Below are 26,149 nucleotides of genomic sequence, written 5' to 3'. Positions count from 1 at the left end.
TACATACTTATTCATCACCGGCGAGCAACTTGTCTCGGGGCTTTGATGCTTAATCAGTATCTGAATGATTTCGTATAGTAACGATAGGAAAGATAGATGAACAGGCTTTTCTCACTGCCTAAGCGGAATTTTAAACTTGAATTGTTTCAAAATACAATCACAGCGACGACTAGTCAGAGCAATGGATTAGTATCGATACAATCTTAAGGGAAGACGTTGAAGGAATGGCGTCAGTATTGAAGTAGGGAAGAGTGTTCTGACTAGAAAGATAAAAGGGAGCTATTGCTCCCTTTCGTTTATTATGCGCTTGCGTAGATGACACTGCCGCCTTTAATTGTGTCGATGATTTCTCGAGACAGATTCTCTGGCAGAGCCGGACAACCCCAGCTGCGTCCTAAATACCCGTTCTTTTTAATAAAAGAAGGATTCGCATATTTAGCACCGTGTACGACGATGTAGCGTTCACGAGCCTTGTCGTTCAGTCCGGAAGTCAGGCCATCTAAGCGAAGGGAATAGCCATTGGATCCGTAATAGGTGGTATCAGTTAAAAACGTACCCAAAGAAGTTTTACGTGAATTCACGATATTGGAAAACTTCGTCGCGGTCTTCTTTCCACTATTTACACCATGAGAAACATACGTGTTGTAGATCAGCTGCTTCTTGTTTAAATCAACGACATAAAATCGCTTATCCGTTGAAGGTTTGCTGTAGTCGATGATGGTAAGTAGTGGCTTCTTTCGCTTTTTGGTTTTCTTGTAAGCTAAATAGGCGTCGTTAAATAGCTTAAAGTCGATAACGCCTTCTAGTTTAGCGTCTTTATATGTTTTTCTAACTTGTTGTTGAGAAATCTGATTCTCTACTTGAGCTTTGCCGTCCGAATCTTTGGCGAAAGCAAAAGGAGAAACAGAGAAAAACGTCCATATCAACAATAAAAATGATTTTTTCATTTTGATCAAATAAAACTCTAGGTGTTACAAATTTGCCGAATGCTTCATGCGTTCAGTAATACTACATGCACATCAATTATATTCTTTCCCAATATTAAGCGTTATACATTAAGCACTTACTCATTGGGATGTTATTAATGTTTAGCTTTTAATGCTAACTTTTTGATATTAAAAAGTTTTTCTTTTACCAAGAGAAACTTCAGATTTAATAATAACTTAAATTGATAACTAATAAAATGGTGAGTAGTGACGTTTATGAAATTCTTCAGATTAAAAACAATGTATAATTATTGCGCATTTTAAAAAATCCCTGAAATTTCAATGCGTTTATTTTTAATAATCTAACGCTAATAAAAATCTCACTCTGTGATCCGAGTCGTAACAAAACATGAGTTTAATCTTGAATGCAAACACTTGCACAGTATAGATTGGAATAAATGATGACAGGTATGGGGTTCAAATGAGAGTGCATGAATGTGTTTCCTTTATATTAGTGAAAGACTCTAAAGTATTGTTGGAAACACGAGCCAAAGACAAAGAAACTGATCCTGGAACTATTGCTATTCCAGGCGGGCATATGGACCCAGGTGAGGACCAGAAGCAAACATTATTTAGAGAACTCAAAGAAGAGCTGAATGTGACACCTCAATCATATGTATATCTATGTTCTCTTTATCATCCCACAATTGAATTACAACTAATACATTACTATATCGTTAGTGAGTGGGAAGGTAATTTAGAATGTTATGAAGCGGAATCTGTTGATTGGTATACGCCGAATAATCCTCCTGTAGGAACAGAGGTTGATACTATTGCGTTGAAAGAGTTTAGACGACTAAAAGATACATTAAGTTCAATCTAAAATTAAATAAATTAGATTTAGTTGAATGTTTATTTTCAAATAAACTCATGGGAAGTGAGTTATATCAGAAACGTTTGTATTAAAAATTTAGTTTTGAATACAAACGTTGTGAGATATCAAATTGTCACTTTTAATCTTGTGCTACTTTCCACCTAGACTTTTATGAGCTAATTCTCTTGTGCAGTTTTTCTGGCGGAAGGTAACTTCAGTTAGGGGATTAGTAATATTCGTCAATACGTTGATATTTGCTAGTAGGAAGATAAAGTGATTAATAAATGTGGACAGTGTCGGCAATTTACGAGAGAAAAGGCAAACAATAAAGATATATGCGGTGCCTGGGGGCAGCCAACCATAGCGACAAGGTTTGCCTGTGAGTTTTTTATGCCCACGGTTTCGTCAAAAAACCGCGTTACTAAAGCCCTAGATACAAAACAAAGCTAATTCTACAGTGTCTTATTTGGCTAGTTTGGAAAGCCCGCCAGCAAAGGTCTGAGTATGATTCTGTCGATTGAAGATCATGTGGTTGGATGATTCCCACCATATTTCCAATTCCTCGATACTCATTGGCTTACCAAAAAGATAGCCTTGCATAAAATCGCATTGGTATTCAGATAGCCATTGGCGCATCACGTCATGCTCAATTCCCTCGGCGGTGACGGTTTTATTCTGGGCGTGGCACAAGTCTATAATCGGCTTGATTACATGCCCATTATTGGTTCTCATCAGTGTGAGTAGAAACTCGCGGTCAAACTTAATTTTTTGCACCGGGAACTGAACAAGCTGGGTCAGGGATGTATACCCTGAGCCAAAGTCATCAATTGCCAGTCGATAGCCAAGGTTAGAAAGCTCGTCTAATAGTGCGGTCCCTCGTTGGTCAGAGGCAAAAGTCTCCGTGATTTCGAGTTCAATAAACTTAGGATCAACGTCGTACTTAGTTGTATATGTGTGGATATACTCCGCCATTTCTAATGAGTTGAGCTCTGCAGAGGATAGGTTGATTGACAAAATAATGTCTTTATCAAATATTTCTCTCAATTGATGGTATTGGGCTGCTGCAGTAGAGAACACCCAACGGTCAACTTTATCGAACAGACCCGTTTGCTCAGCAATAGGGATAAACTCAGCAGGAGGTATTGGCCCGATACCTTCCGCATCCCAACGCAGTAATACTTCTAAGCCTTCAATTTCATTGTCGTAACGGCTTAAGTAGGGTTGAAAAACTAATCGGAATTCTTTTTCTACATCGGTTTTCCTTAAAGCTCGTTCAATTTGGCTTCGTCTTTGTGCTTCTATATTCAAGTCGGCAGAGTAATAGGCGTATTGGTTTTTACCCGCGCGCTTAGCTTGGTACATTGCGGCATCGGCATTAGACAGAAGTTTTGTAATGTCTGCACCGTCCTCTGGGAAACGAGCCACGCCAACACTGGCGGTGACAGGGAAGGTATTTGGCCAAGAGTGGCTAAGCGTATTGATAGGTTTTAGCAGTTCTGTCGCGAGTAAATCTGGGAGATTTTCTACGTATTCGTTAGAGCTAAGTAGAATGGCGAACTCATCTCCGGAAAGGCGCGCACCAAAACAAGGGCTGTTATATTGATGAGAGAACTTTTGACACACATTCTTGATATGGGTTGAAAACACTTTTAATAACGAATCCCCCAACTCATGGCCATATTTGTCATTTACATATTTGAAGTTATCCAGATCAACATAAATGACCCATAAATAATCAGAAGGAGAGGCGAGCTCTTGAGTAACCAGTTGATTGAATCGATGACGGTTAGCAAGTTGCGTTAATTGGTCTGTTTCTGCGAGACGTTTCGTTTTCTTGTAGATGATGCTTAGCTCTTCATACATATCGAAGAAGCGTGATGAAAGCCTGCCTATCTCGTCGTTAGTCTCTAACTTCTCAATGTTATCTCGCTTATTTGCTTCGAGTTCCTTAAGTTGCCTGTCGAGTCGAGAAACAGGACGTAATACATTTCGATATAAAACCAGGACGATCAATGTAATGGTACAAAACGCGGCAATCCCAAATGAAAGTGCCAGCTCAAGCCACACTTTGTCGACTTTATTCCACATCAGATATTCTGCTGGAGAGAGTATGGCAAAAAAATGCGGCAGCAGTTCTATCGTTTGAGCAAGAGGAATATCGAGATAAATCGGCTTATCAGAAAAGGTAATGACGCTATGGGTGTCAAACTCGATATCGTGTTTAATATCACTAAAGGCTTCCAGAGAGACGGTCACAATAACAAAAAATGCATTGCTGGGATCGAAACTTAACGGGTGTTCTCCCGTGCGTTTATCGATCAAATCGTATTGAAGTAGGATACTTTGGCCACTGGAATTATAAATAAAACCTGTACGGCTATAATCGCCGTGTTTTGCAAAGTTGTCTGAAATGTACTCCGTTACTTTAGGATCAATCGACCCGGAAGATTCAAAAAATTGATTTTCTGTGTAGTAGAGGAGTTTTTGTTTACCGTTGAGGATAGCCATGTTGGTATCACCATGATAGCCATGGCTTAATACATCCGCTGTTTCATCCAAGCGATTAAACAAAACTCGCTCACGGTAAGGGTTATCGTGATTAATTAAATAATCTTGTAGAACGTCACTTTTACCCAAAGTATAAGCGTAGCTATGAAGGAAAACATTCGCTTGTCGGAATTGCCCCGCAAGTTTCTCCATTTGCAATTGAATATAGCTATCTTCTCGCTTGATGAGTGTGACTTTTTGAATGCTATAGATTATGTAACTCGATACCACCGCACTTAACAAAATCACTGGCGTTACAAGCAAAATTACCCTGCTGCTTAATTTCATTCTTTTTCTTCAGTTCCGTTTGTGTCCTTACAAACGTTGCATACCGATTCGGTAGTTAACGGATGACGTAAGTTCTCAAAGTGTAACTAGATTTTGAGTTTACTGAGCTTGAAAATCTGTCAGCTATCTGAGAATTGTGAAGCTGCATATCCTTTTCATTGGCCTAATTGGGTTGTTTCTCAGTAATTAGACGTGTTTGTTGCCAACAATTGACTCTTTTAAAGATATGCAATTAAGTGAAATTGCTCTGATATCGAAACGTTTCGATGTCGGAGTTGTGATGAAAGTTGTCTTTTTATGTATGACGAAGCTTCAATTGCAGATCATTCTCACACCTTATAAATCGCTCCCTTTTCAAATTTTTCCTGCGAACTATTATTGCATCGAAACGTTTCGATGAGTTTTCTGTAAATAACCAAAACATCCTAATGCAGACGCTTATCGTTTTATGAACGTGTAACCGAAAGGTCTATGAGATGAAAAAAAGTACCCTTATAAACTCAGATATTTCTTACTTGGTGGCAACGTTGGGTCATACCGATGAAATCACCATTTGTGATGCTGGCTTGCCAATTCCTGAGCATGTGCAACGAATCGACTTAGCGCTCACTCACGGGGTACCAAGCTTTATTGATACCGTTCGAGTGATTTTGTCTGAATCACAGATTGAAGGCGCTATCCTTGCAGAAGAGTTTTGTGACGTTAACCCAGACCTGCATAACGCACTGGTCGAAGAGTTAAGCCAAGAAAGCAAGCGCACAGGCAAGCCTATTGAAATTAGTTATGTATCGCACGAAGCGTTTAAAGCTCGCACGGAACAAAGCAGAGCAGTGATTCGCACGGGTGAATGTACACCGTATGCGAACGTTATCTTCCAAGCTGGTGTGGTTTTTTAAGCCAGGGAATGTGAGGACAGATTATGACTCAAGCCATTCTACAACTGAGTGAGATTGAAAAAGCGTTTCCGGGCGTAAAGGCGCTAGATAAGGCGAGCCTTCATGTGTATCCAGGGCGGGTAATGGCGCTTATGGGTGAAAATGGAGCAGGTAAGTCGACCTTGATGAAAGTGCTAACCGGCATTTACCACATGGACTCAGGTAGCATTCAGTATCAGGGTCAGCCCGCTGCATTTAAAGGTCCAAGAGATTCTCAAGAAGCAGGTATCAGCATTATTCACCAAGAGTTGAATTTAATCCCTGAGTTGACCATTGCGGAGAACATTTATCTAGGGCGTGAATTTACTGGTGCGATGGGACGTATTCAGTGGAGCAAAATGTACGATGAAGCTGACAGGCTTTTGAAGCGTTTGAACGTAAAACACAGCTCTAAAACTCTGCTTGGTGATTTAAGCCTCGGCGAACAGCAGATGGTCGAAATTGCCAAAGCGATCTCTTTTGAATCGAAAGTCATCATCATGGATGAGCCAACCGACGCACTGACGGATACGGAAACCGAATCGCTATTTAAAGTGATCAATGAGCTTCGTGATGCAGGTTGCGGCATTGTTTACATTTCACACCGTTTGAAAGAGATCTTCGAAATTTGTGACGACATTACCGTACTTCGTGATGGTAAGTTCATTGGTGAGTGTCAGGTTTCGGATACCGATGAAGACGGTCTTATCGAAATGATGGTAGGCCGAAAGCTTGAAGAACAGTACCCACGCATTGATGTAAAACATGGTGAGACGTGTCTTGAAGTGATCGGTTTAACCGGCTCCGGTGTTCACGATGTTAGTTTCACGCTTAAGCGTGGTGAAATCCTTGGTATTTCAGGGTTGATGGGCGCGGGTCGTACTGAATTGATGAAGGTGATTTACGGTGCTTTACCGAGTGAACGTGGTGTTATCAACCTAGACAGCAAAACCATTAACCCAGTTAGTCCGCAAGATGGTCTGGCAAATGGTATCGCCTACATCTCTGAAGACCGTAAAGGCGATGGCTTGGTACTCGGTTTGTCAGTCAAAGAAAACATGTCTTTGTGTGCTCTGGATAAGTTGACCAAAGGTGTCCAAATCCAACACGGTGAAGAAGTGGTTGCAGTAGAAGACTTCATCAAACTGTTCAACATCAAAACACCGACGCGTGACCAAATTATTGGCAACCTCTCTGGTGGTAATCAACAGAAGGTGGCAATCGCGAAAGGATTGATGACCAAACCTAAAGTTCTGATTCTGGATGAACCAACACGCGGCGTTGATGTTGGTGCCAAGAAAGAGATTTATCAGCTAATCAATAAATTCAAAGCCGACGGCATGAGCATCATCTTGGTTTCTTCTGAGATGCCAGAAGTGCTGGGCATGAGTGACCGCATTCTTGTCATGCATGAAGGTCGTATTAGTGGCGAATTCGATGCGAAAGACGCCGACCAAGAAAAATTACTCGCCTGTGCCGTAGGCAAAAAGATCAATGAGGAAGCAGCATGAGTACCAATACCATGAGCAAACCGAACGAAGCTAGCAGCAAAAAGCTGTTCACCAAAGAATGGCTGATTGAACAAAAATCACTGATTGCACTTATATTTTTGATTGTTGTCGTATCATTCCTGAACCCGAATTTCTTCACGGTAGACAACATTCTTAACATTCTTCGTCAAACCTCGGTGAATGCGATTATCGCTGTAGGTATGACACTTGTTATCCTGACCGCAGGTATCGATTTAAGTGTAGGCTCTGTGCTGGCGTTATGTGGAGCATTTGCTGCAAGCCTGATTGCAATGGAAGTTCCCGTGCTGGTTGCCGTGCCTACCGCTCTTCTTGCTGGTGCTGCGCTTGGTGCGATAAGCGGCATCATTATCGCTAAGGGTAAGGTTCAAGCCTTCATCGCAACACTGGTTACCATGACTTTATTACGCGGTGTAACCATGGTTTACACAGACGGTCGACCAATTTCTACTGGTTTTACCGATACCGCTGATGCATTTGCATGGTTTGGTACGGGTTATGCGCTGGGTATTCCGGTTCCTGTATGGCTGATGGTAATTGTGTTTGCTGCCGCGTGGTACCTACTTAACCACACTCGCTTTGGTCGTTACGTTTACGCACTTGGTGGTAATGAATCTGCTACCCGCTTGTCAGGTATCAACGTTGATCGAGTGAAGATGGGTGTTTACGCCATCTGCGGTATGTTAGCGGCGCTTGCTGGCATCATCGTGACATCTCGTCTTTCTTCTGCACAACCTACAGCAGGTATGGGTTACGAGCTAGATGCGATTGCAGCAGTAGTTCTGGGTGGTACCAGTCTGATGGGTGGTAAAGGCCGCATTATGGGTACACTAATTGGTGCGCTTATCATCGGTTTCTTAAATAACGCACTGAACCTGCTTGATGTTTCCTCCTACTACCAAATGATTGCAAAAGCAGTGGTTATCTTGCTAGCAGTACTGGTAGACAACAAAAATAAGTAATTCATAACAATCCAAACGATGTGAATAACACTGAGCCAGTCGACGTGTGCTGGCTCACCCTACACAAAGGACTATAACGATGAAAAAACTCGCAACTCTTATCTCTGCTGCACTTCTTTCCTCAACCGTATCTGTGGCTGCACAAGCTCAGGATACGATGGCGATTGTGGTTTCAACTCTGAACAACCCGTTCTTCGTAACGATGAAAGACGGTGCTGAAGCGAAAGCGAAAGAGCTGGGATACGATCTGATTGTTCTTGATTCGCAAAATGACCCGAGTAAAGAACTATCAAACATCGAAGACCTGACTATCCGAGGCGTTAAAGCGATTCTGATTAACCCGACAGATTCAGACGCAGTATCTAATGCGATTCGCATGGCAAACCGCTCTAATGTACCAGTATTGACTCTTGACCGTGGCGCAAGCCGTGGCGACGTGGTTAGCCACATTGCTTCAGATAACGTGATTGGCGGTGAAATGGCTGGCAAATACATTATGGAGAAGGTTGGCGAGAAAGCGAAAGTCATCCAGCTAGAAGGTATTGCGGGTACATCAGCGGCACGTGAGCGTGGCGAAGGTTTCATGACGTCAGTAAAAGGCAGCAACATGGAACTTCTTGCAAGCCAGCCTGCTGATTTCGATCGTACTAAAGGTTTGAACGTTATGGAAAACCTATTGGCTGCTAATCCAGATGTACAAGCCGTGTTTGCACAAAACGATGAGATGGCTCTTGGTGCGTTACGTGCGGTACAGGCATCAGGCAAAGATGTGGTTATCGTAGGCTTTGATGGTACTGAAGACGGCATCGCTGCTGTTAACCGTGGCAAGCTTGCAGCAACCATCGCACAGCAACCAGACCTTATCGGTGCGTTGGGTGTAGAAACAGCGGACAAAGTCCTTAAAGGCGAAAAAGTCGAAGCTTACATCCCGGTTCCTCTAAAAGTGGTAACCAAATAATCACGGCTTTGGATAAATAATCCTAGTTTCTTCGCTCTCTCCTTCGTTTTATCTGTCGTTAGGGGGAGAGGGCAAGAATAGATGCCTTTGACTTTTTATTACGGCTCAGACGAGAAGTTAAAGTCATCTAATGTATTTTTCAGAAAACAGTTTTTCAAAAAGGGTTCATTCAGAACCGAGGATAACCGTATGAATAAGTTAGTAGTGTTAGGTAGTGTAAACGCTGACCATGTTCTTCAAGTGCCTTCTTTTCCTCGCCCAGGCGAGACGCTTCATGGTCGCAACTACCAAGTTATTCCTGGCGGTAAAGGAGCAAATCAAGCCGTTGCCGCAGCACGCCTGAATTCTGATATTGGTTTTATTGCTTGTGTTGGTGATGATTCATTCGGGATCAATATTCGCGAGAATTTTAAGATGGATGGCATCGACATTAGCGCGGTGAAGATGCAGCCAAATTGTCCAACTGGTATTGCGATGATTCAGGTAGCAGATAGTGGCGAGAACAGTATTTGTATTTCGGCAGAAGCAAACGCTAAGCTGACCGCTGAGGCTATTGAGCCAGATCTGGAGCGCATACGCCGAGCTGAATACTTGTTGATGCAACTTGAGACACCGATATGTGCCATCGAGAAAGCGGCGCGTGTAGCAAAAGATGCAAAAACGAACGTGATTCTTAACCCGGCACCTGCGCGTGAATTATCGGACGAATTATTAGCGTGTATCGATGTCATCACTCCAAACGAAACCGAAGCAGAAGTCCTGACGGGCGTGACAGTGACGGATAACGATAGTGCTCAGGAAGCGGCCAACATCCTGCATAGCAAAGGCATTGAGATTGTGATGATTACCCTAGGTGCGAAAGGCGTTTGGTTAAGTCAGAATGGTCGTGGCGAGATTATCCCTGGTTTCCGCGTTAACGCTACCGATACCACGGCAGCAGGTGATACCTTTAATGGGGCATTCGTCACTGGTTTATTGGAAGGTTTGTCTTTAGAATCAGCAATTAAGTTTGCACACGCAGCGGCAGCCATTTCAGTTACGCGCTTTGGTGCACAGACGTCTATCCCAACTCGTGAAGAGGTGGACGCATTCTTAGCTGAAAACCAATAAGTAAGGAATTTATAACATGGCAACGATGAAAGACATCGCGAAACTGGCAGGGGTATCCACTTCTACGGTGAGCCATGTTATTAACAAAACTCGCTTTGTTAGTGAAGAGATCTCAGAGCGAGTTAATAACGCCGCAAAAGAACTCAATTATTATGCTCCATCAGCGTTAGCGCGCAGCCTCAAGGTCAATCGAACTCAAACTATTGGTATGTTGGTAACAACCTCTACCAACCCGTTCTTCGGTGAAGTCGTAAAGGGTGTCGAACGCAGTTGTTACCAAAAAGGTTATAGCCTTATCCTATGTAACACCGAAGGGGATAACGAACGTATGCGTCAATCCATTAGTACGCTGCTTCAAAAGCGTGTAGATGGTTTGATTCTGATGTGTGATTCATTGGAAGGGGAGCGTATTGATGTGTTCGAGCGATACCCTGATATCCCGGTTGTGGTTATGGACTGGGGACCAATGCTTTTTACCAGCGATAAGATTCAAGACAACTCGCTGCGTGGCGGATATCTTGCAGTGAAGCACTTGATAGATTGTGGTCATAAGCAGGTTGGCTGTATCACTGGCCCTCTGATCAAGCATCAGGCCCAAATGCGATATGAAGGTTACAAACGTGCCATGCTTGAAGCAGGCTTGACGTTTAATCCCAACTGGATCATCGAATCGGATTTTGAATGTGAAGGTGGCTATCAGGCTCTGAAAAAGATGTCTGAAAGGGGAACGCTACCGACTGCTATCTTCGTCTCCAACGACATGATGGCGATGGGGGTGATCAACGCGGCTAACGAGCTTGGTATCAACGTGCCAGAGGATCTTTCTCTCATTGGTTACGATGATATACATATCGCCAAATTTATGTCTCCATCACTGACAACCATTCACCAGCCTAAGTATCGATTGGGGCAGGCCGCGGTTGAAACCTTGGTCAGACGGCTAAACGACAAATCAGCGGAAGCAGAAGTTGTCCAATTAGAGCCTGCGTTAGTCGAGCGTAAGAGCGTAAAAATGCTTTTTTAACTCCATTTCTCTAACTGTATGAGTTCGTTTTTTATATCTTTGATATATATCAATTTTTAAAATTTATGGTTTAATTTTGTCCGTTAACTGACAATTTTTACAATAAATGTGATTTTTTGCCAGAAAATGAATACGTACATTTTCATAAGTTGATAAAATATCTATTATTAACGCCTATAAATAATAATATTGTAATTAATGGGGTAATTGGATGGGTTTTGCTCTAGTCCAAAAATACGCTCAGTATTCTGTAAAACGACCATGGTGTCATCGTATTAGCGTAGCACTCGTCTTTTTTGTCTTTTTGTTTAGTAGTTACGGTCTTCTGGCGCACGAGGAACTATCATACTTGCTAGGGATTTTTGTTACTTTTGCAGCGACCGGGCTGTTTGCATCCGCATCGGCGTTTAAGAAAAGATACCCAATTTCAAAATCGTAGCTTAAGCGCACGACTAGTTTGAATTATTAAAGGAGGACTCGTGTCCTCCTTTTAGTTTATTTGGGCAAATGAACTTATTTGGTCAGTTCGTCAATGATAGGACAACGACTTTTAGCATCACCAGGGCAGGAAGATACCCAGCTTTCTAGCTGTTGCTTCATCTCTAGCAGGTGCGCTATTTTCTCTTCCACTTCTTTTAATTTATCCATCGTGCGAGCTTTAACTTCACTGCTTTTTCGATTTGGGTTGTGTGCGAGTTGAACAAACTCTTTGCACTCTTGCAGTGAGAATCCGGCATGTTTTGCGCGTGAAACCAGATTGAGCTCTTGGATGTGGTTGTCAGAATACTCTCGATATCCAGAATCACTGCGAGCCGGTGGTGAAATAATCCCTTTATCCTCATACAGACGGATAGACTTAGAGGAAAGGCCGGTCAGTTTGGCTACAGCACCAATATTCATAATTCACCTCTTCATTCAAGATAGCGCTTAACGCGATTATATACCCAAATAGATTCAATATGCAGGAGTTAGAGTGAGGTCTTTGGGGTAAGTTCCGGTAAATTAATGAGTTATTTAAAGGTTTTCGAAAGATGGCCTGCCTGTCCCCTTTGGTATAGATAACGTTTTTGATGATCTATATGCTTCACATGTTGCTATGTTCTCACGTCGAGAGAGCATAGAGCTTCAATGGATGAAATGATAAAACGCAAAAAAGCCCGCTAACAGAGGTAGCGGGCTTTTTAAATACTGTATTTTTAAGACATCGGTGTCTATTGAGCTTTTTCAGGCTCTAGGTTGTTTTTTTCCTGATGCATTTTAGCTAGGAAGTACACGTTAACACATGCAATAAAGCCGTTGGTTAGTACAACTGGCCATGAATCAATCATAAGGCCGTAAGCGGTAAATAGACCACAACCGATAAAGTTAAGGATACGAAGTTTAACGATGTCTTTCATAGTAAGCGAGATAGCAACCATGATAGAAGCCGCATAACCTAGAATTTCAACCATATTCATTTCCATTTTTTGACCCTCTTTAAATCTGCCGAATATGTCGGTACCAATTCTTCTCTTCTTGAGATTATTGAGGAAGCTCCGTGCCTCGAATGGTCTTTATGTTGGGCGTACTATAACAACGTACATAACGTGATAAAAGCCTCAAAATTGGGGAAAGTGAAGGTTAGCGATTACGCAAACGTTTAATAAGAAAATTATTGATAGCATTATTCATTTGTTTGATTGATTGTGCTGATGAGATCAATAGTTAAAACGTATTTGAAGATGCTTGAATGGTTCACTAAAATAGAAAATGATAATTATTTACATTTGTGCTGTTATGTTGAACCTTGCTATTAGCCTTATTCTTTCTTTTGCATTAATCCGTAGAACACACCCAAGTTCTTGGAGTGCTGAGTTGCATATTCTGTCGCATCTGATTTGCGCATTGTTTCTGCAACCGATTTATATTATTCCCTATCTTATGGTTACGTTTTACTCATCCCCTTTGCTGATAAAACTGTCTAAGCGTACGAGTTTCTACAGCGTTATATTTGGCTTTTTGCCACTACTGGTTGCATCGGGAAGTTTTGTTTTCACCTGAAGCAAGAATGTCTAAAGGGTTGCACGGATAGCTAAAGCTTCAATACGGTATTTGGTGACAAATTTAGTTTGATTCGACAATAAATCAGTGAGGCTTAACGAGTATTCATTTGGAGAGGGGGAGTTAACGGAGGTGCAGGTTAGGACTCTGCTCTGCTGCTCTAAGTATTAAAAGGCGTTACTTTGTACGTGCTACAACGAGGGTAAAGTACGGCAGGACACTACGCGAATTGAATTCGTGATCAGCGAGATCGAGGAAACAAGGTTAAGAAAACAGTTGTGAAATCATCTCACGCTCTTCCGAAGAAAGCAGTGGAGAACGTTTTTTGTCTAGGGTCTTGCTAATTTCACCCTGTAGAGACTTAAGCTGACTGTCAGTTAAATCACTCAATTTTTGTTTTAGCTCGTTAAATTGCTGTTTGTTCATATCACATTCCTCGTTGTACACAGGTTTATCCTTCATTACCTATTTTTAGGGCCTCCATGGCCATACAACAAACTTATTCACACAAGGCTAGATTAGAGCTCAATCGCATTATTTTTGTCCGAATATTGTCAGGGTGTGTCAAGTGAAGAGTCAAAATGTGACGAAATTGTAAGGTGAAAAAACTGGCTTGTAAGAAGGTATGTAAATATGTAGGAATGTTTACCAGCATGGCTTTAGCACATGTTGAATTCAAGAACGCTCGCTTGATTGATGTATTTATTCGATAAAAAAGGGAAGCTAACAAGCTTCCCGAGTTAAAGAGCAGATCTGTGAGTCGCGAATACAATCAGTTCACGCGGACAGCGAATTTACTTGCCAGTGAATGTAACTCCGGCAACATGCGATAAATAAGGTGGAGTTGTTGCAATACCATACGAGCCGAGCTGTCATCTTCGTCCCGCCATTCATTTAAACGTTGTTCCAGACCTGCGTCTTCAATATCCGAGAGATCACATGTTTCACAGTGCTGGTGAAGCTGCTGATGAAGAACATCCAAATGCTGATGAATACAACGGTGGGCGTCTAACACTAATTTATGAATGGAGTTATCGTCGATACGTGTACGATGTGCACCCAATGCAGAGATATAGTTCAGCATAGCGTGATTGAGAGTGAGAAAACGGAAACTTTCATCAACTGCGGTTCTGTATTTCCCTGGCTCAGCAAGCATGGTACTGATAGCGGAGGTGAGCGTTGCGTCACTATTATGTGCCTGACGACGTGCGATACGATAACTTAAGCTGTCTTTTTTACCGACTCGGTATTGACCAATGATCTGTCCAAGGTATTGCTTGTTTGCATCAATCGCATCTGACATGACTTTATGAAGTCGTCGGGACTGCCAGTCAGGAAGAATAAACATGACCGCCCCTACCGCAAGCATACAACCAATAATTGTATCGGCCAGTCGAGGTAGTACAACTGCGTAGCCTTCGCCTAGCTGGTTGAACAGGAACAATACGAGCAGGGTGATAAAGCCAGTTGCATAACCATAATTGTTCATTCTAAAGGCGAAAAACATCACACCGGACACGACAACGAACACCAATTGGCTTTCTTGCGAAGGAAAAGCGGTGAGCAGCATCACGCCAACTAATAAGCCAGCCAACGTCCCAATTACTCGGGCAGTAAGCTTCTGGCGCGTTGCACTGTAGTTAGGCTGACATACAAACAAGGTCGTTAAAAGAATCCAATATCCACGGTCAAAATCAAACGCCTGAATAATTCCATAACCAAGAGTTAATGCAATCGACATACGTAATGCATGGCGAAACAGTAGGGAGTCTCGATGGAGGTTCGCTGAAATCCGTTGCCACATGGCTTTTAAAGTATGTGGATTGGTGTCGTCCAGCATATCTTCTTCAAGTCTTTCGGCATCGGGGTTATTGATATTACTCAGCTGTTTTTCGACGGTAGCTAAGTTATTGAATAGGTAAGTAAGCTGACCTAATAGTCGTTTCCAGTGACTCTGCTTTTGTTCTTCGAGATAGTTGAGAGAGTTTTGAACCTCAGCTAAAGCGAGAATGGATTCATTGGTGTGAGTGTACTCGTTACCAAGTTGAATCGCCTGAGCAATATCGCGGCACGCTCGGGCTTGAGATTCCAGCAGGTACTTAAAACGAAACAGGACATCCGAACGTTCAAACTCAGTTGCCAGATCTTGATAACGATAATGACTGGAACTTACGCGCTCGTGAATGTCTTGGGCGATAAAGTAGATATTTAAAAATCGGTCACTTGGACCATCGATATGACCGCGTTTCGAGCGGTTAAGCAGCGTGGCTTTACAAGCATTGAGAGCCGTCACTGTCGCTGCGTTAAGGCGTGCAGCTTCAATTCGCATGGGCTGCGGTTCAAGGTTAATAACCGGATGGAAAAGTTTTGCTTTTGCATCCAGATAATTCGCCATTTGGAAAAAAACGTTCGCCAAATTTTGTTGTACGGGCTGCAGCGGCCAAAAAATCTGCCATATCATCGACATGAAGTAATACCATGCCGCACCAGTTAACAGTAGCAGTGGTTGGAACCATAGATTTGGGCTTTCATGGGCGCCAAGCATGGTATAGATGGCGATAAGCAAGGATCCAAACGCAATACTGGCGTACTTAGGGCCGATTGCACCAAGCATGATGAATCCGAACGTAGAGATAAATAGTCCGATGGCAAACAACAACGGAGTGTTGAACAGAATTTCAATTGAAAACGCGGCAACAGCAAAACAGATGAACGTTAAGATTAGCGCTTTTATTCGTCCGGTAAAACTGTCGTCACTTTCCGCCAGCGCTGCGGCGATAATTCCCAATATTAGCGGCGTAATCAATGTATTTTGACCGAAATACCAGGCAGGTATGACAACACCTAATAAAGTTATCAGTATAAGAATACTGTAGTTAACGGTTTTGTTAGCCCAATAGAGGCGAAATTTAGAAGTTGCTTGCACGTTGCGCCTTAGATTTCCGATAAAAAACGGACAGTTATACCCGTATATCCCGAGGTTGTTTGGATATCATACCAACTCCACTATAGCGTTTTTATGATTTAATTTAAGAAAAAAGATAGCTTGCTTATGAAATAACCAGAAAGAGCCTCTATATTAGCGTGACTAGTTAAACGCTTAATCTTTAAGGCTTCCTGAGTTGATAATTTCTTTACGTAAGCATGATGTTTTTAGCTTGATTAGTGTTAGTAATGTTCACAAAATCAGCAGTAATGTGAAATTTATTTAAGAATGTAAACCAGATGCTTATTTCAGTGCGTCGCATTGCTACAATTTGATGTTCTAAAATGATATAAATCGAAAACTTATCACTCGAAAAGGCGCACATTTCATGCAGCTTACTGCCACCAGCAAAGCACAGTTTTTTATTCAAAATGAGTATTATCATGTCGAAATAAAAGAGAACAGTGTTTTATTAAGTTCCATAGGCAGTGAAGAGCATATTCCGTTTACCGTGTGGAATGGCAAAGTCAACGTCAAGCGTGGCTTGCTTTGGAGCTCGCTACAATTCTTTTCTCACGAACAAGATGGGAAGCAGCGAAGCTGGCTGGTGCAGGGGTTACCATGGCCACAATGCAGAAAATTCGCGCTTGATGCGGTGCGCCAATATCAGGACTGGCACAACAATCAGTGTAAAAAGTTAGCCGAATACCTTCCTGTGTGGGAAGAGGAGCTCTATAAGTTAAAACACCTGCCTGCTTATCTTTCACACTCCCAGGTTACGTCCTGGGTTGAGCGTTTAAACCAAGATCTCGTGGAAATTAAAACGACTTTGGAAGAAGCAAAATTACGCATGCCGAACCGTATGGCAGAAATTGAACCTTGGCTTGTTGATACTTCTGAGACGTTAGAAGAACGAAATCGAGAGTGGTTGGAGAGTGAACGTCCAAACTGGGAGGTGCTGTTCAGCCGTATTGAGTCTTCACCATTGAACCTGTCTCAGCAATATGCCGTGCTGCTCAACGATGATCACAATCTGGTGCTCGCAGGTGCTGGTTCTGGTAAAACCAGCGTCCTTACCGCACGTGTCGCATACTTACTTCAAAGCCATCAGGCACAATCTGAAGAACTGCTAATGCTTGCTTTCGGGCGTGATGCCGCGACAGAGATGAAAGAGCGCTTAGTTGAAAAAGTAGGTATGGCGGCAGAGGGCACTCGTGTAAACACCTTCCATCAATTAGGGTTGTTCATACTGAATCAAGTCGAACCACAGCCCGTGGAGATTAGCCCATTAGCGTTGGACGATAACCAACGTACGGCGTGGTGTATTGATTGGCTTAAAAAGCATTGGATGACGCCAACAAATTTCAAGCGCTGGCAAAAGCATTTGGACAAGTGGCCTATTGCCTATTTGAAAGGGGATGACGAGCTGGGCAGCCATTCTGAGAACCCTAAACTGATTGCGTGGTTGGACTCACAGCTGTCACATCTGGCGGCGGTCGGATTAACCAAAAAGCAGGTTCAAGAAAAACTGGTCGATCATCAAGAGTACACTCGATTAAATAGTGAGCTCGCGCTGTGTTGGCCATGTTTTACTGCCTGGCAAAAAATGCTCAAAGAGACGAATCAGGTTGATTTCCCAACGATGATAAGTCGAGCGACTGAGTATGTTAAAAAAGGTAAGTTTGTCGCTCCGTGGCGCTTTGTTATGGTCGATGAGTATCAAGATATCTCTCCTGATCGTTTAGCGTTAATAGAAGCGCTGTGCGAATCCAGTGAGAAACAAGCGGGTGCAACATTATTTGCAGTAGGGGATGACTGGCAATCCATTTATCAGTTTGCCGGCGCTGATGTTGATCTGATTACTGGCTTTAAAGACAGATTTGCGTATTCGACGGTTCATCATCTTGACACAACTTATCGTTTTAACAATCAGATTGGTAATGTGGCCAATGCGTTTGTGCAGCAAAACCCAGCGCAGTTACCTAAGACTCTAAATAGCCACAAACAACGTAAGCAAAAAAGTGTCCACACAGCGCCAAGTAACCAAGTGGAGAAAATCCTCGACCAGTTAAACCAGCAGGCGAAGCAAACTAAATCGGTGTTGCTGCTTGGACGTAATCATTATCATAAACCAGATTTATATGATGACTGGCTGAGACGGTTCCCAAACCTTGATATTCGCTTTATGACATGCCACGCGAGTAAAGGGCGTGAAGCGGACTTTGTGATTATCCTGTCGGTAGATGAAGGGCAATTCCCAGCGAAGAAAAAGCAAGTCCATATTGATGGTGCCTTGACGGAATCTAACGATAAGTTTCCGCATGCCGAAGAGCGCCGATTATTCTATGTTGCGATTACCCGAGCGAAAGAAAAAGTCTGGATTACCCATACAGGCGCTGGTTCTGCGTTCATTCAGGAGCTGGTTGCAGGGGACTACCCAATCATTACTTCGCGCTAAATAAAATAGACACCGTTTGAAATAACAAAGGCGATACTCGGTATCGCCTTTGTTTTATCTAAAATATCGGGCACAGATTATGTGCGCTCGCTCAGATAGGCTTCATAGTCTGGCACTTCGATATCGACTTCTTGTTCGATAAGCGGAGAGTTGAAAATGAATTTTGCAGTTGCACGGTTTGTCGCAACTGGAATATTCCAAACGCTGGCAATACGAAGAAGCGCTTTTACATCTGGATCATGGGGTACGGCATTCAATGGATCCCAGAAAAACACCAGTACGTCGATTTTACCTTCCGAAATCAAAGCACCAATCTGTTGGTCACCACCCATAGGGCCGCTGATCATATTTTTAATCGCTAAGCCTGTTTCTTTACTTAACATATGCCCTGTTGTTCCTGTCGCATACAGGAAGTGGCGTTGAAGTTGTTCTTTGTTTTCTTGTACCCAGCGAAGCAGTTCAGGTTTGCAGTTATCGTGCGCAACTAAAGCCACGTGCTTGTGTGCAGGCATGGTACGAGTTGTTTTTTGCATCAAGTTATTTCCGATTCAAAATGATAAAGTTGTTTTTGGTGTATTGGTTAATGAAACACTTTTTTAATCGATCAATCAATAGGCTTGACGCTGAATGTTGGCCTATATTCGGACGGGGATAACGATTCCTGAATTGTATCTTCGTCAAGCGTTGTTGGTGTCAGTGGTATGATGCTTGGTGACGCATGTTTTTCATAAGGTAAGTCTCTCAAGTAGCGTGTTGCCTGAATGAGGGATAGTCGACCTTGCTCAACCATTTTATCCGTTGCTGCAAAGAGTACCTTATTACGCAGTAAGCCACGATAAACGCCGTGACTTAAATACACGGAAACCAAGCCAATCTCACTCGCTTTATCGGCACTGCGCAGCTCACTGATCGCTGCCTCTATTGCGACTGCGCTTCCAACAATGTAGTCAATATTGCCTTGGTCAATGACGCGTTGCACTAGGTTACGCTGTAACTCTTTGTCGTTATCCGCCCACAGAGTAGTAACAACGTGGATATCGCTGTCTTTTATGGCGTCGTAAAAGCCCGTCGCTACCGGTTTTGTTCCACCGCGAGTGCGCGGGCCAAGCAACAAAGCGATATTGGTATTGCCAGAACCTTTGGGATGACGTTCGGCTAAATACTTTCCTGCTTCATGTCCCATCCAATACCAATCCACTCCGACTTCACCTTTTAGCAGAGGACTCTGTTTTTTATCTAGAATGAGCTGGTTGACTGTTGCGAATACGGGGGTGTCACCCACTAAATTGGTTAAGTTGTGTTCATAGGCATGAGGGTCGACCGTACCCAAAATGATGGCGTCGGCACCCCATTGATGACAAAGCTTGAGTTGTTGTTCCTGACGGTGTTTAACCGGATATCCACCGGCTTCCAATACGCGAAGGTGAACACCTTGTTTTTCTGCTTCGGAAACCATGCCGTAATTGACAGACAACCAATACGAATCTTTTAGATGTGGGTAAATGCCACAAATTTTTTCTTCAGCTAGCGACGGTAGGGATGCGAATAATGCTCCGGCGAGGACGAAGTGTTTGATAATTGAGCGAAGCAAGCTTTGATTAATAACCATGGATGAAGTTCGTTGGCTTAGATTGAGTAAACAATGCAAAATATAACGTATTATACCCAAATATCCTCAGGATATTTATTTTAGCAATATCACTGTGAAGCTTTCATATTGAAATTATTTAAGTATATTTCGCCAAACATGAATAGTAAGGTCATTAAAATATGCTGCTAGCAACCGCAAGTATCGGTCGTAAGCTTTTGCTCTCTTTTATTGCGATGGCAATGTTGGTCATGTTGTCTGCATTGATCGGTATGTCTGGCTTTTCGATGGTGTCGAAAACGGAAAGGAACGTGGTTGATTCTGCGATTCCTGCCATGATAGAAGCCCGACAGGTCTCTGAACTAAGTTCTCGTATTATTTCTTCTGTTCAGACGCTGTCTAACGCCAAAAATGAGTTCGAGCGACAAGCCGCAGGACGAGCACTCTTTGACCAACTAGAGGTGTTGCTTTCTCATATCAAAAAGCTTGGAAGAGACGCGTTTGATTCCCAGCTACTCGATACATTAGAAAACCATGTTCAACAGGTTATTAATAACCTGGGTGATTTGGGCACATCGGTTGAACGTAAGCTCTATCTCGCTAAAGAGATAGAAACTCGGGTCGAAGAAATGCGTTTGCTCAGTGAGGAACTGGAACAATTGACCCGAACCCAAGTGCAAAACACCAGCACTGTCGCTGTGGCGAATGTGACTCACATTTATGGTCTGCTGGAAGCAAACAAAAAAGAACAGGCTTACCAAGCTCTGGATGCGTTGGTAGAAGTCGATTTGGATCTGACCGAGCGGCTACATGAGTTTCATCTGCTGGCGTTTCAGGTCCTCAACCAAATTGAAGAAGCGCGTACACTGACCAATCTAGATCGTATCCAACAAGTTCAGGCGGACTTCGCTAATAACCTTCGAATTATGAAGAGGCGCGTGCAGGCGGTGGAAGACCCGACGTTGTCGACGCGAATGGGGCAGCTGCTTACGGATCTTGGTGAACGTCAGGTCGTCTTTAGCATCTTAATGCATCAATATGAAAATAATGAGCAGTCTCAACAATTAATGCAAAGAACACTGGAGCTATTTGCTGAACTTAACAGTACCGTTAATAAGTTGGTTGATGATTCCAACACTGCCACGTCGGTTGCGATAGATGAAATGACCAGTTCACTCACATTTGCACAATGGTCATTGGCGATTATTTCGGTAGTTGGCCTCATAGTGGCTATTTTAATTGTTTGGCGTGTTGTTTATGTGTCAGTGCTCAAGCGACTTGGGGAGTATTCATCAGCGTTGCTGTCGGTGGCGCAAGGCAACTTAGCAGTGGATCTGAAAGTTAAAGGAAGAGATGAACTCGCGCATATGGGGCGAGCTATTATTACCGCAAGAGACACCGCTCAGGCGTTAAAAGTCGTCGCAGAAGGTGAGGCGAAGGCGAAGAAAGAACTCGAAGAGCATAAAGAACACCTTGAAGAATTGGTAGAGCAACGTACTTCTCAGCTAAAGCAAGCCAATTACCGCTTGAATGAAGAGGTATTAAACCACGCTAAAGCACGTAAGCAGGCAGAACAAGCTAGCCGAGCTAAGTCTGCCTTCCTTTCTACGATGAGCCATGAAATACGTACACCTTTGAATGGGGTACTAGGGACCGCACGCTTGCTCATGGATTCAGGATTAAATCCATTGCAAAAGCGCTATGCCGACATCATCAATCGAAGTGGTAAAACGCTACTTGCCATCATCAATGACGTTCTGGATTACTCAAAAATAGAAGCCGGCCATCTCGAAATACGTCATTCAGACTTCGACTTGCATCAACTGGTGCAAGACACTTACCAGCTAATGGAAAGTCGTGCCAAAGAAAAGAACTTGTTGTTCTCTTACCATATTGAAAGCGATGTGAATAAGTACTGGAAAGGTGACGCAACACGGATCAGTCAGGTGCTGAATAATCTGGTTGGTAATGCGATAAAATTCACCCAAGAAGGGGAAATTGATATCTATGTGTGTCTCAATCCTGAAGACGAAACACAAGTTCTGTTCGAAATTTCCGACACTGGTATTGGTATCGCGGATAAAGAACAAACATCGCTGTTTGATGCCTTTACTCAAGCCGAAGGTGGATTGAATCAAACTGGTGGAACGGGGCTTGGCCTTGCGATCAGTAAACGTATTATCGAGGCAATGGATGGCACGTTGGCGTTTGAATCAGAAAAAGGCCAAGGCAGTCGTTTTTGGTTCTCGTTGCCACTCGAAAAGAGCGACGAAGTAAAAACAAATGCGGTTGTAAATACGCCATGTGAAGTGAAAGCCAAAGTATTGCTGGTTGAAGACAACGAAGTAAACCGAGTGGTTGCGGAAGGCTTTCTGCAGAGCATGGGACACGAAGTCGTCATGGCTGAAAATGGACTTCAGGCAGAAAAAATATTCGAAAAGCAGGATTTCGATATAGCGTTAGTCGACATCAATTTACCTGATTGCAACGGCGCCGATTTAATTCAGCGTCTTAAGTGCATTGAACAGAATAAGCCTCAACGACAAGCGAACTCACCAACACCGATGGTTGCGGTTTCTGCTCATGTATTTGAAGAGGAAGTGGAACGCTATCTGGAGGCAGGGTTTGATGGTTACTTACCCAAGCCATTAGTGAAAGAATCTCTTGAAGTCATGATTCAAGAGCAGTTAGACGGCAAACCGTTGTTATTGGGCCAAAGAGAGCAGGGTTCATCGCATAAAGCCCCCGTTTCCACAGACGATGTTTTGATATCTGTCGATAATAAAACGCTTGCTGCTGAAGATATTATTTCACCACACGTTGTGCTTTCTGATATGAAGATTTTGGGCAGAGAAAGAATGCTGCACATTATTGATTTATTCCGAACCAGCAGCCTTGATGTTCTCAATCAATTAGAGATAGCCGCAGAGAAAGATGACACAGGTGAAGTGAGGTCCTTAAGCCATAAACTCAAAGGAAGTTCGGGTAGTTTGGGCTTAACCTCACTAATGAGAACGCTGCAGAGCATCGAAGCCGCTGAGAACCCGCTAGAAGCTTACAAGCAAAAGAAAAGGGTGCTTGCTGATCAAGTAACCGCATCGATAACCGCGCTTGATGAACTGATAGCGGATTAATGACTTTGATAAAAACAAAAACCTCCGGAAGGTGCCGGAGGTTTCTTCTATTCGCTCATGTCATCTTCCCACTCGAACCGAGTGTCTAGAGCATAAGGGTCATCGTCAAAAGGATGATCCACTCTGCCTCGCAAGTATTCGAGTTGATGCTCAAGCATATTGACCGTATCGTAGTCTCCCTCTGAACAGGCAACGTAAATCTGTTGCTCCAGAGCGGCAATGTTATCTCGGATACCCATGAGAACCCCCTTAAATCGTCATCGATTCTCAAAACGATTATAGTCAAGTAATCCAAATTCGATCGGTTGATTTGTACGGTACCAATGATGAAGTCGATCGCTGAACGGCCAGAACTTTTGTGAGCTACGACGAATCGCAAAACGATCCAATAACTTAACGTAATCCTCTTCATTTTGAATATTGCTGAATTGATCGACAAAATCTTTTACTTGCGCTTCTTCTATCGAAAAAAACGCAGCGGGATAACTTCCAACCACACCACGGACGATAGTCATATCATCTTCTGAGAAGTTGCGGTTACTTTCTTCATCGAACAAGCTGGAGATATTTGTATGCGCATTATTGTGGAGCAGGGTAAAGAGTTCATCTTTTCCAGACTTGCTGCGCACCATCAACATAGTTATCTGAGGCACTGGTTTTAACCCTTCACCACGTACCTGTCCGATACGTTTTATCTGCTTTTCATTCTCATCGGAGAGTGCTGTATTGGTGATTTCATAACGAGGACGCAGAATCGGAGACAGATCTTCTTTCAGCTTGTTAAGCAATTCAGACTTCGGATCATCCGTTTGGTAAACAATGCTTGTCGGCTGATTAAACGGCTTAACATTTCTCAATAAGAAGTCCGATAATTGAGGACTTTGGTCTTGATACCAGCTGGATTGTAACTGGTGACGCATGTCTGCCGGTAATAATGAGATAAAGTTACTTTCACCTTCCATACGCAGAAAGTCCATAAACATACGCGTAATCAGTTGGTGGCCAAAGTTGCCGTAGACATCAAACCCGGCTACGAGCAGGTAATGTACTCGTTCAAGCAACACGTAATCCATTACCCAGACCGTTTTAGGCTGGTCGCCCACCAAACCTTGCACAACCGAAGCACTGTCAAAATGGCGGAAAACGGTCAGAGCAGCATTAGCGTTGGTTCCATCACCATCCCAGATAACGTCAGTAGACAGGTGCTCGCCATGCTTGAACCAATGGTTTGCAAAGTCCGACTTCGCTTCAAGGTAGCGAGCTTGTTGACGAGAGTATTTAACCCAGTTCGCCACAGGCAGTGTGTTGCTTTCTAACTCGCTTGGCAGCTTTAAGTTTTCTGCTTGTGAGCGATAAAACTCGTTCACTTCAGGAATATCGCTTTTATCTGGATCGAGGAAGAATACCCAGAAACGATCGTTAATGACATTGAGTGCCAACTGACCACGGCAAACCGGACCTTTAATAAACGCCATAATGGTATTTTGCGCATTGTCGAGCATGAACTTAAAACGCGACTTCACTGGAATGTCAGTAAATGACGTCATTGGGTTCGCGGCAACTTCTGGTTCATAGCTAGGTAGCTCATTGACCGTATAGTCAGGGAGAATGAACCACTTCTTCCAATTGTCGATACGCTGTTGATTTAACGCATATGGCATATGTGTTTTGTCTACAATAGTGCCTTGCTCTGGAATGATTCGGTAGTAAACACGTTCCGTGTTTGGATCATCATATGGACGACGAGTTGAAATACGTTTTACAGGCTGACCCGGAGGGGTCTGGGAGCGAACCAGAGAAAAAAAGCGACGTGTCGGCTTATCGTTTAGCTCAGAGAAATACAAATGAGATAAGAACAGATGCTCATAAATGTAGCGCGCCATGAGCTGGTTCTTGAAGTCATCCTGATTCAGTAACGATTCGTACTTAGTAATCTCGGCTTGTTCATGCCTGCTAATCGGCGTGTGGCTATTCATGACTGCGCCATTTTCCAGCCAGGTCATCAATGTAAGATACTCAGAGTCTGTCAGGTTTGGCATGCCAAAAGGCATTCCCCAAGTCGGGTTGTCTTTCTCATACTGCTCATATTCTTCGATGGTAGGGCAGGTTTGTTCTCTGTCTATCGAAAAATCAAACCCTTCCAACTGAACTTGATCGGGCAGAGGATGACGTTCTTTTTGCACCAACAGTCTTGCGATTAAGCCTGCATCCAAGTTCGCAGCCAAGCTTTGCTCGCGTTCATTTAAGACCGGGTGAAAGCCGGCATCACGCCATTCTTGAGTGGTTTCTGCGTCTTCAAAAAGACGGGTGGGTGCGACCGCAGTAAGACGTGTGCCTTCGTAAACCAGCTTTTTCGTCGCGCCTCTATCAATGCCCTCAACCGATGAGAGTTTCAACTGACAAGGTGCGTCGTAGCACGCGTGACAAACTACGCAACGATTATCCACGATCGGCTTTACTTTGTTTTGGAAAAAGTTTGCATGTTGTGTTTCAGCACTCGCGGTACGCTCTCGTACCAGTTGAGGGCCAAAAAGCACGTCGTAATTCAGACCAGCATAAGTGGCACAGCCAGCAAAGAGACTAACAATGCAGAGTAAAAGAATGAGGCGCAAATTCATGGAGTTACTTGGTTAAATGAAGTTTAAACTCATTAAAGCAAAATAACAGATTAAATACCAAAGATTACAGCAAGGTGTTTAGAGTAAGGAGCCTAAATCAACCCAAAAGATAAACCGATCCTAGTTCCATAAACAGGTTGGTACTCCATATACAATTTGTTGCAAATAGTTAATTTATATACTATAAACTTTGTTGCATTGCGTTTGGTTTGTTCAGAATTTGTTACTACATAGTCAATACAGTAGTAGAGCC

Annotated in this window: 19 protein-coding genes; 9 read left to right on the top strand and 10 right to left on the bottom strand. The window is 43.1% G+C overall.

From position 1 onward, the window contains the following. Positions 1–299: 299 nt before the first annotated feature. Positions 300–947: a murein L,D-transpeptidase catalytic domain family protein gene (locus DBX26_RS17540; protein ID WP_014234049.1), complete on the bottom strand. Its 648-nt coding sequence runs from the start codon at positions 945–947 to the stop codon at positions 300–302. Between the two features lie 460 nt (positions 948–1,407). Here DBX26_RS17540 and DBX26_RS17535 point away from each other — a divergent pair, with 460 nt between their 5' ends. Beyond that, positions 1,408–1,809: an NUDIX hydrolase gene (locus tag DBX26_RS17535; RefSeq protein WP_118120234.1), complete on the top strand. Its 402-nt coding sequence runs from the start codon at positions 1,408–1,410 to the stop codon at positions 1,807–1,809. A 453-nt stretch (positions 1,810–2,262) separates the two neighbouring features. On the opposite strand, the gene DBX26_RS17525 is transcribed toward DBX26_RS17535, so the two are convergent. Then, positions 2,263–4,635 (bottom strand): EAL domain-containing protein, encoded by a 2,373-nt coding sequence (locus tag DBX26_RS17525; protein ID WP_065303497.1) that lies wholly within the window; start codon positions 4,633–4,635, stop codon positions 2,263–2,265. Between the two features lie 476 nt (positions 4,636–5,111). Here DBX26_RS17525 and rbsD point away from each other — a divergent pair, with 476 nt between their 5' ends. The 6 genes from rbsD (at position 5,112) to DBX26_RS17495 (ending at position 11,132) form a co-directional block, all read left to right on the top strand. Then, positions 5,112–5,531 (top strand): D-ribose pyranase, encoded by a 420-nt coding sequence (gene rbsD, locus DBX26_RS17520; protein ID WP_065298755.1) that lies wholly within the window; start codon positions 5,112–5,114, stop codon positions 5,529–5,531. 23 nt (positions 5,532–5,554) lie between these two features. Further along, positions 5,555–7,060 carry a ribose ABC transporter ATP-binding protein RbsA gene (gene rbsA / locus DBX26_RS17515; protein ID WP_014234053.1) on the top strand — a complete coding sequence of 502 codons (1,506 nt, stop codon included), beginning with the start codon at positions 5,555–5,557 and terminating at the stop codon, positions 7,058–7,060. Next, positions 7,057–8,040, top strand: coding sequence for a ribose ABC transporter permease (gene rbsC / locus DBX26_RS17510; protein WP_118120230.1), 984 nt, complete (start codon positions 7,057–7,059; stop codon positions 8,038–8,040). Before rbsA ends, rbsC begins: the two co-directional genes overlap by 4 nt. A gap of 79 nt (positions 8,041–8,119) precedes the next feature. After that, a complete protein-coding gene (gene rbsB, locus DBX26_RS17505; RefSeq protein ID WP_014234055.1) occupies positions 8,120–8,998 on the top strand; it encodes a ribose ABC transporter substrate-binding protein RbsB in 879 nt (292 codons plus the stop codon). A 189-nt stretch (positions 8,999–9,187) separates the two neighbouring features. Beyond that, on the top strand, positions 9,188–10,108 hold the full coding sequence (gene rbsK, locus DBX26_RS17500) for a ribokinase (protein ID WP_118121225.1): 921 nt from the start codon (positions 9,188–9,190) through the stop codon (positions 10,106–10,108). A 16-nt stretch (positions 10,109–10,124) separates the two neighbouring features. After that, positions 10,125–11,132: a substrate-binding domain-containing protein gene (locus DBX26_RS17495; RefSeq protein WP_118120228.1), complete on the top strand. Its 1,008-nt coding sequence runs from the start codon at positions 10,125–10,127 to the stop codon at positions 11,130–11,132. A 513-nt stretch (positions 11,133–11,645) separates the two neighbouring features. On the opposite strand, the gene cueR is transcribed toward DBX26_RS17495, so the two are convergent. From cueR to yccS, 4 genes are all read right to left on the bottom strand, one after another. Beyond that, positions 11,646–12,032, bottom strand: coding sequence for a Cu(I)-responsive transcriptional regulator (cueR, locus tag DBX26_RS17485; protein ID WP_014234058.1), 387 nt, complete (start codon positions 12,030–12,032; stop codon positions 11,646–11,648). Between the two features lie 311 nt (positions 12,033–12,343). After that, positions 12,344–12,595 carry a YgjV family protein gene (locus DBX26_RS17480; protein WP_118120226.1) on the bottom strand — a complete coding sequence of 84 codons (252 nt, stop codon included), beginning with the start codon at positions 12,593–12,595 and terminating at the stop codon, positions 12,344–12,346. Positions 12,596–13,436: 841 nt separating this feature from the next. Then, positions 13,437–13,598 (bottom strand): hypothetical protein, encoded by a 162-nt coding sequence (locus tag DBX26_RS25510; protein WP_014234060.1) that lies wholly within the window; start codon positions 13,596–13,598, stop codon positions 13,437–13,439. 346 nt (positions 13,599–13,944) lie between these two features. Next, on the bottom strand, positions 13,945–16,098 hold the full coding sequence (gene yccS / locus DBX26_RS17470) for a YccS family putative transporter (RefSeq protein WP_014234061.1): 2,154 nt from the start codon (positions 16,096–16,098) through the stop codon (positions 13,945–13,947). 388 nt (positions 16,099–16,486) lie between these two features. Between yccS and helD the strand changes: the two genes are divergently transcribed. Further along, positions 16,487–18,556 (top strand): DNA helicase IV, encoded by a 2,070-nt coding sequence (gene helD / locus DBX26_RS17465; RefSeq protein ID WP_020334738.1) that lies wholly within the window; start codon positions 16,487–16,489, stop codon positions 18,554–18,556. Positions 18,557–18,633: 77 nt separating this feature from the next. Here helD and DBX26_RS17460 read toward each other — a convergent pair whose 3' ends face one another. Both DBX26_RS17460 and torT read right to left on the bottom strand, forming a co-directional pair. After that, a complete protein-coding gene (locus tag DBX26_RS17460; protein WP_014234063.1) occupies positions 18,634–19,089 on the bottom strand; it encodes a methylglyoxal synthase in 456 nt (151 codons plus the stop codon). 71 nt (positions 19,090–19,160) lie between these two features. Then, a complete protein-coding gene (gene torT, locus DBX26_RS17455) occupies positions 19,161–20,165 on the bottom strand; it encodes a TMAO reductase system periplasmic protein TorT (protein ID WP_118120222.1) in 1,005 nt (334 codons plus the stop codon). A 161-nt stretch (positions 20,166–20,326) separates the two neighbouring features. On the opposite strand from torT, the gene torS reads away from it, so the two are divergent. Continuing rightward, positions 20,327–23,278 (top strand): TMAO reductase system sensor histidine kinase/response regulator TorS, encoded by a 2,952-nt coding sequence (gene torS / locus DBX26_RS17450; protein WP_118120220.1) that lies wholly within the window; start codon positions 20,327–20,329, stop codon positions 23,276–23,278. Between the two features lie 47 nt (positions 23,279–23,325). Here the strand turns inward: torS and DBX26_RS17445 are convergent, their stop codons facing one another. Continuing rightward, positions 23,326–23,517 carry a hypothetical protein gene (locus DBX26_RS17445; protein ID WP_014234066.1) on the bottom strand — a complete coding sequence of 64 codons (192 nt, stop codon included), beginning with the start codon at positions 23,515–23,517 and terminating at the stop codon, positions 23,326–23,328. An 18-nt stretch (positions 23,518–23,535) separates the two neighbouring features. Further along, positions 23,536–25,896, bottom strand: a complete 2,361-nt coding sequence (locus DBX26_RS17440; protein WP_118120218.1) for a fatty acid cis/trans isomerase — start codon at positions 25,894–25,896, stop codon at positions 23,536–23,538. Positions 25,897–26,149 lie beyond the last annotated feature (253 nt).

It is taken from the genome of Vibrio sp. dhg, assembly GCF_003443775.1.
GTDB classification, from domain to species: Bacteria; Pseudomonadota; Gammaproteobacteria; order Enterobacterales; family Vibrionaceae; genus Vibrio; species Vibrio natriegens.
This window is presented reverse-complemented; position numbering and strand designations above follow the sequence as displayed.

Coding starts and splice junctions, on each gene's coding strand:
- helD (WP_020334738.1), top strand. CDS start 16,487: ATGCAGCTTACTGCCACCAGCAAAGCACAGTTTTTTATTCAAAATGAG.
- rbsB (WP_014234055.1), top strand. CDS start 8,120: ATGAAAAAACTCGCAACTCTTATCTCTGCTGCACTTCTTTCCTCAACC.
- torS (WP_118120220.1), top strand. CDS start 20,327: ATGCTGCTAGCAACCGCAAGTATCGGTCGTAAGCTTTTGCTCTCTTTT.
- rbsC (WP_118120230.1), top strand. CDS start 7,057: ATGAGTACCAATACCATGAGCAAACCGAACGAAGCTAGCAGCAAAAAG.
- DBX26_RS17540 (WP_014234049.1), bottom strand. CDS start 947: ATGAAAAAATCATTTTTATTGTTGATATGGACGTTTTTCTCTGTTTCT.
- DBX26_RS17460 (WP_014234063.1), bottom strand. CDS start 19,089: ATGCAAAAAACAACTCGTACCATGCCTGCACACAAGCACGTGGCTTTA.
- DBX26_RS17445 (WP_014234066.1), bottom strand. CDS start 23,517: ATGGGTATCCGAGATAACATTGCCGCTCTGGAGCAACAGATTTACGTT.
- rbsD (WP_065298755.1), top strand. CDS start 5,112: ATGAAAAAAAGTACCCTTATAAACTCAGATATTTCTTACTTGGTGGCA.
- DBX26_RS17525 (WP_065303497.1), bottom strand. CDS start 4,635: ATGAAATTAAGCAGCAGGGTAATTTTGCTTGTAACGCCAGTGATTTTG.
- DBX26_RS17495 (WP_118120228.1), top strand. CDS start 10,125: ATGGCAACGATGAAAGACATCGCGAAACTGGCAGGGGTATCCACTTCT.
- DBX26_RS17535 (WP_118120234.1), top strand. CDS start 1,408: ATGAGAGTGCATGAATGTGTTTCCTTTATATTAGTGAAAGACTCTAAA.
- DBX26_RS17440 (WP_118120218.1), bottom strand. CDS start 25,896: ATGAATTTGCGCCTCATTCTTTTACTCTGCATTGTTAGTCTCTTTGCT.
- rbsK (WP_118121225.1), top strand. CDS start 9,188: ATGAATAAGTTAGTAGTGTTAGGTAGTGTAAACGCTGACCATGTTCTT.
- torT (WP_118120222.1), bottom strand. CDS start 20,165: ATGGTTATTAATCAAAGCTTGCTTCGCTCAATTATCAAACACTTCGTC.
- DBX26_RS25510 (WP_014234060.1), bottom strand. CDS start 13,598: ATGAACAAACAGCAATTTAACGAGCTAAAACAAAAATTGAGTGATTTA.
- DBX26_RS17480 (WP_118120226.1), bottom strand. CDS start 12,595: ATGGAAATGAATATGGTTGAAATTCTAGGTTATGCGGCTTCTATCATG.
- cueR (WP_014234058.1), bottom strand. CDS start 12,032: ATGAATATTGGTGCTGTAGCCAAACTGACCGGCCTTTCCTCTAAGTCT.
- rbsA (WP_014234053.1), top strand. CDS start 5,555: ATGACTCAAGCCATTCTACAACTGAGTGAGATTGAAAAAGCGTTTCCG.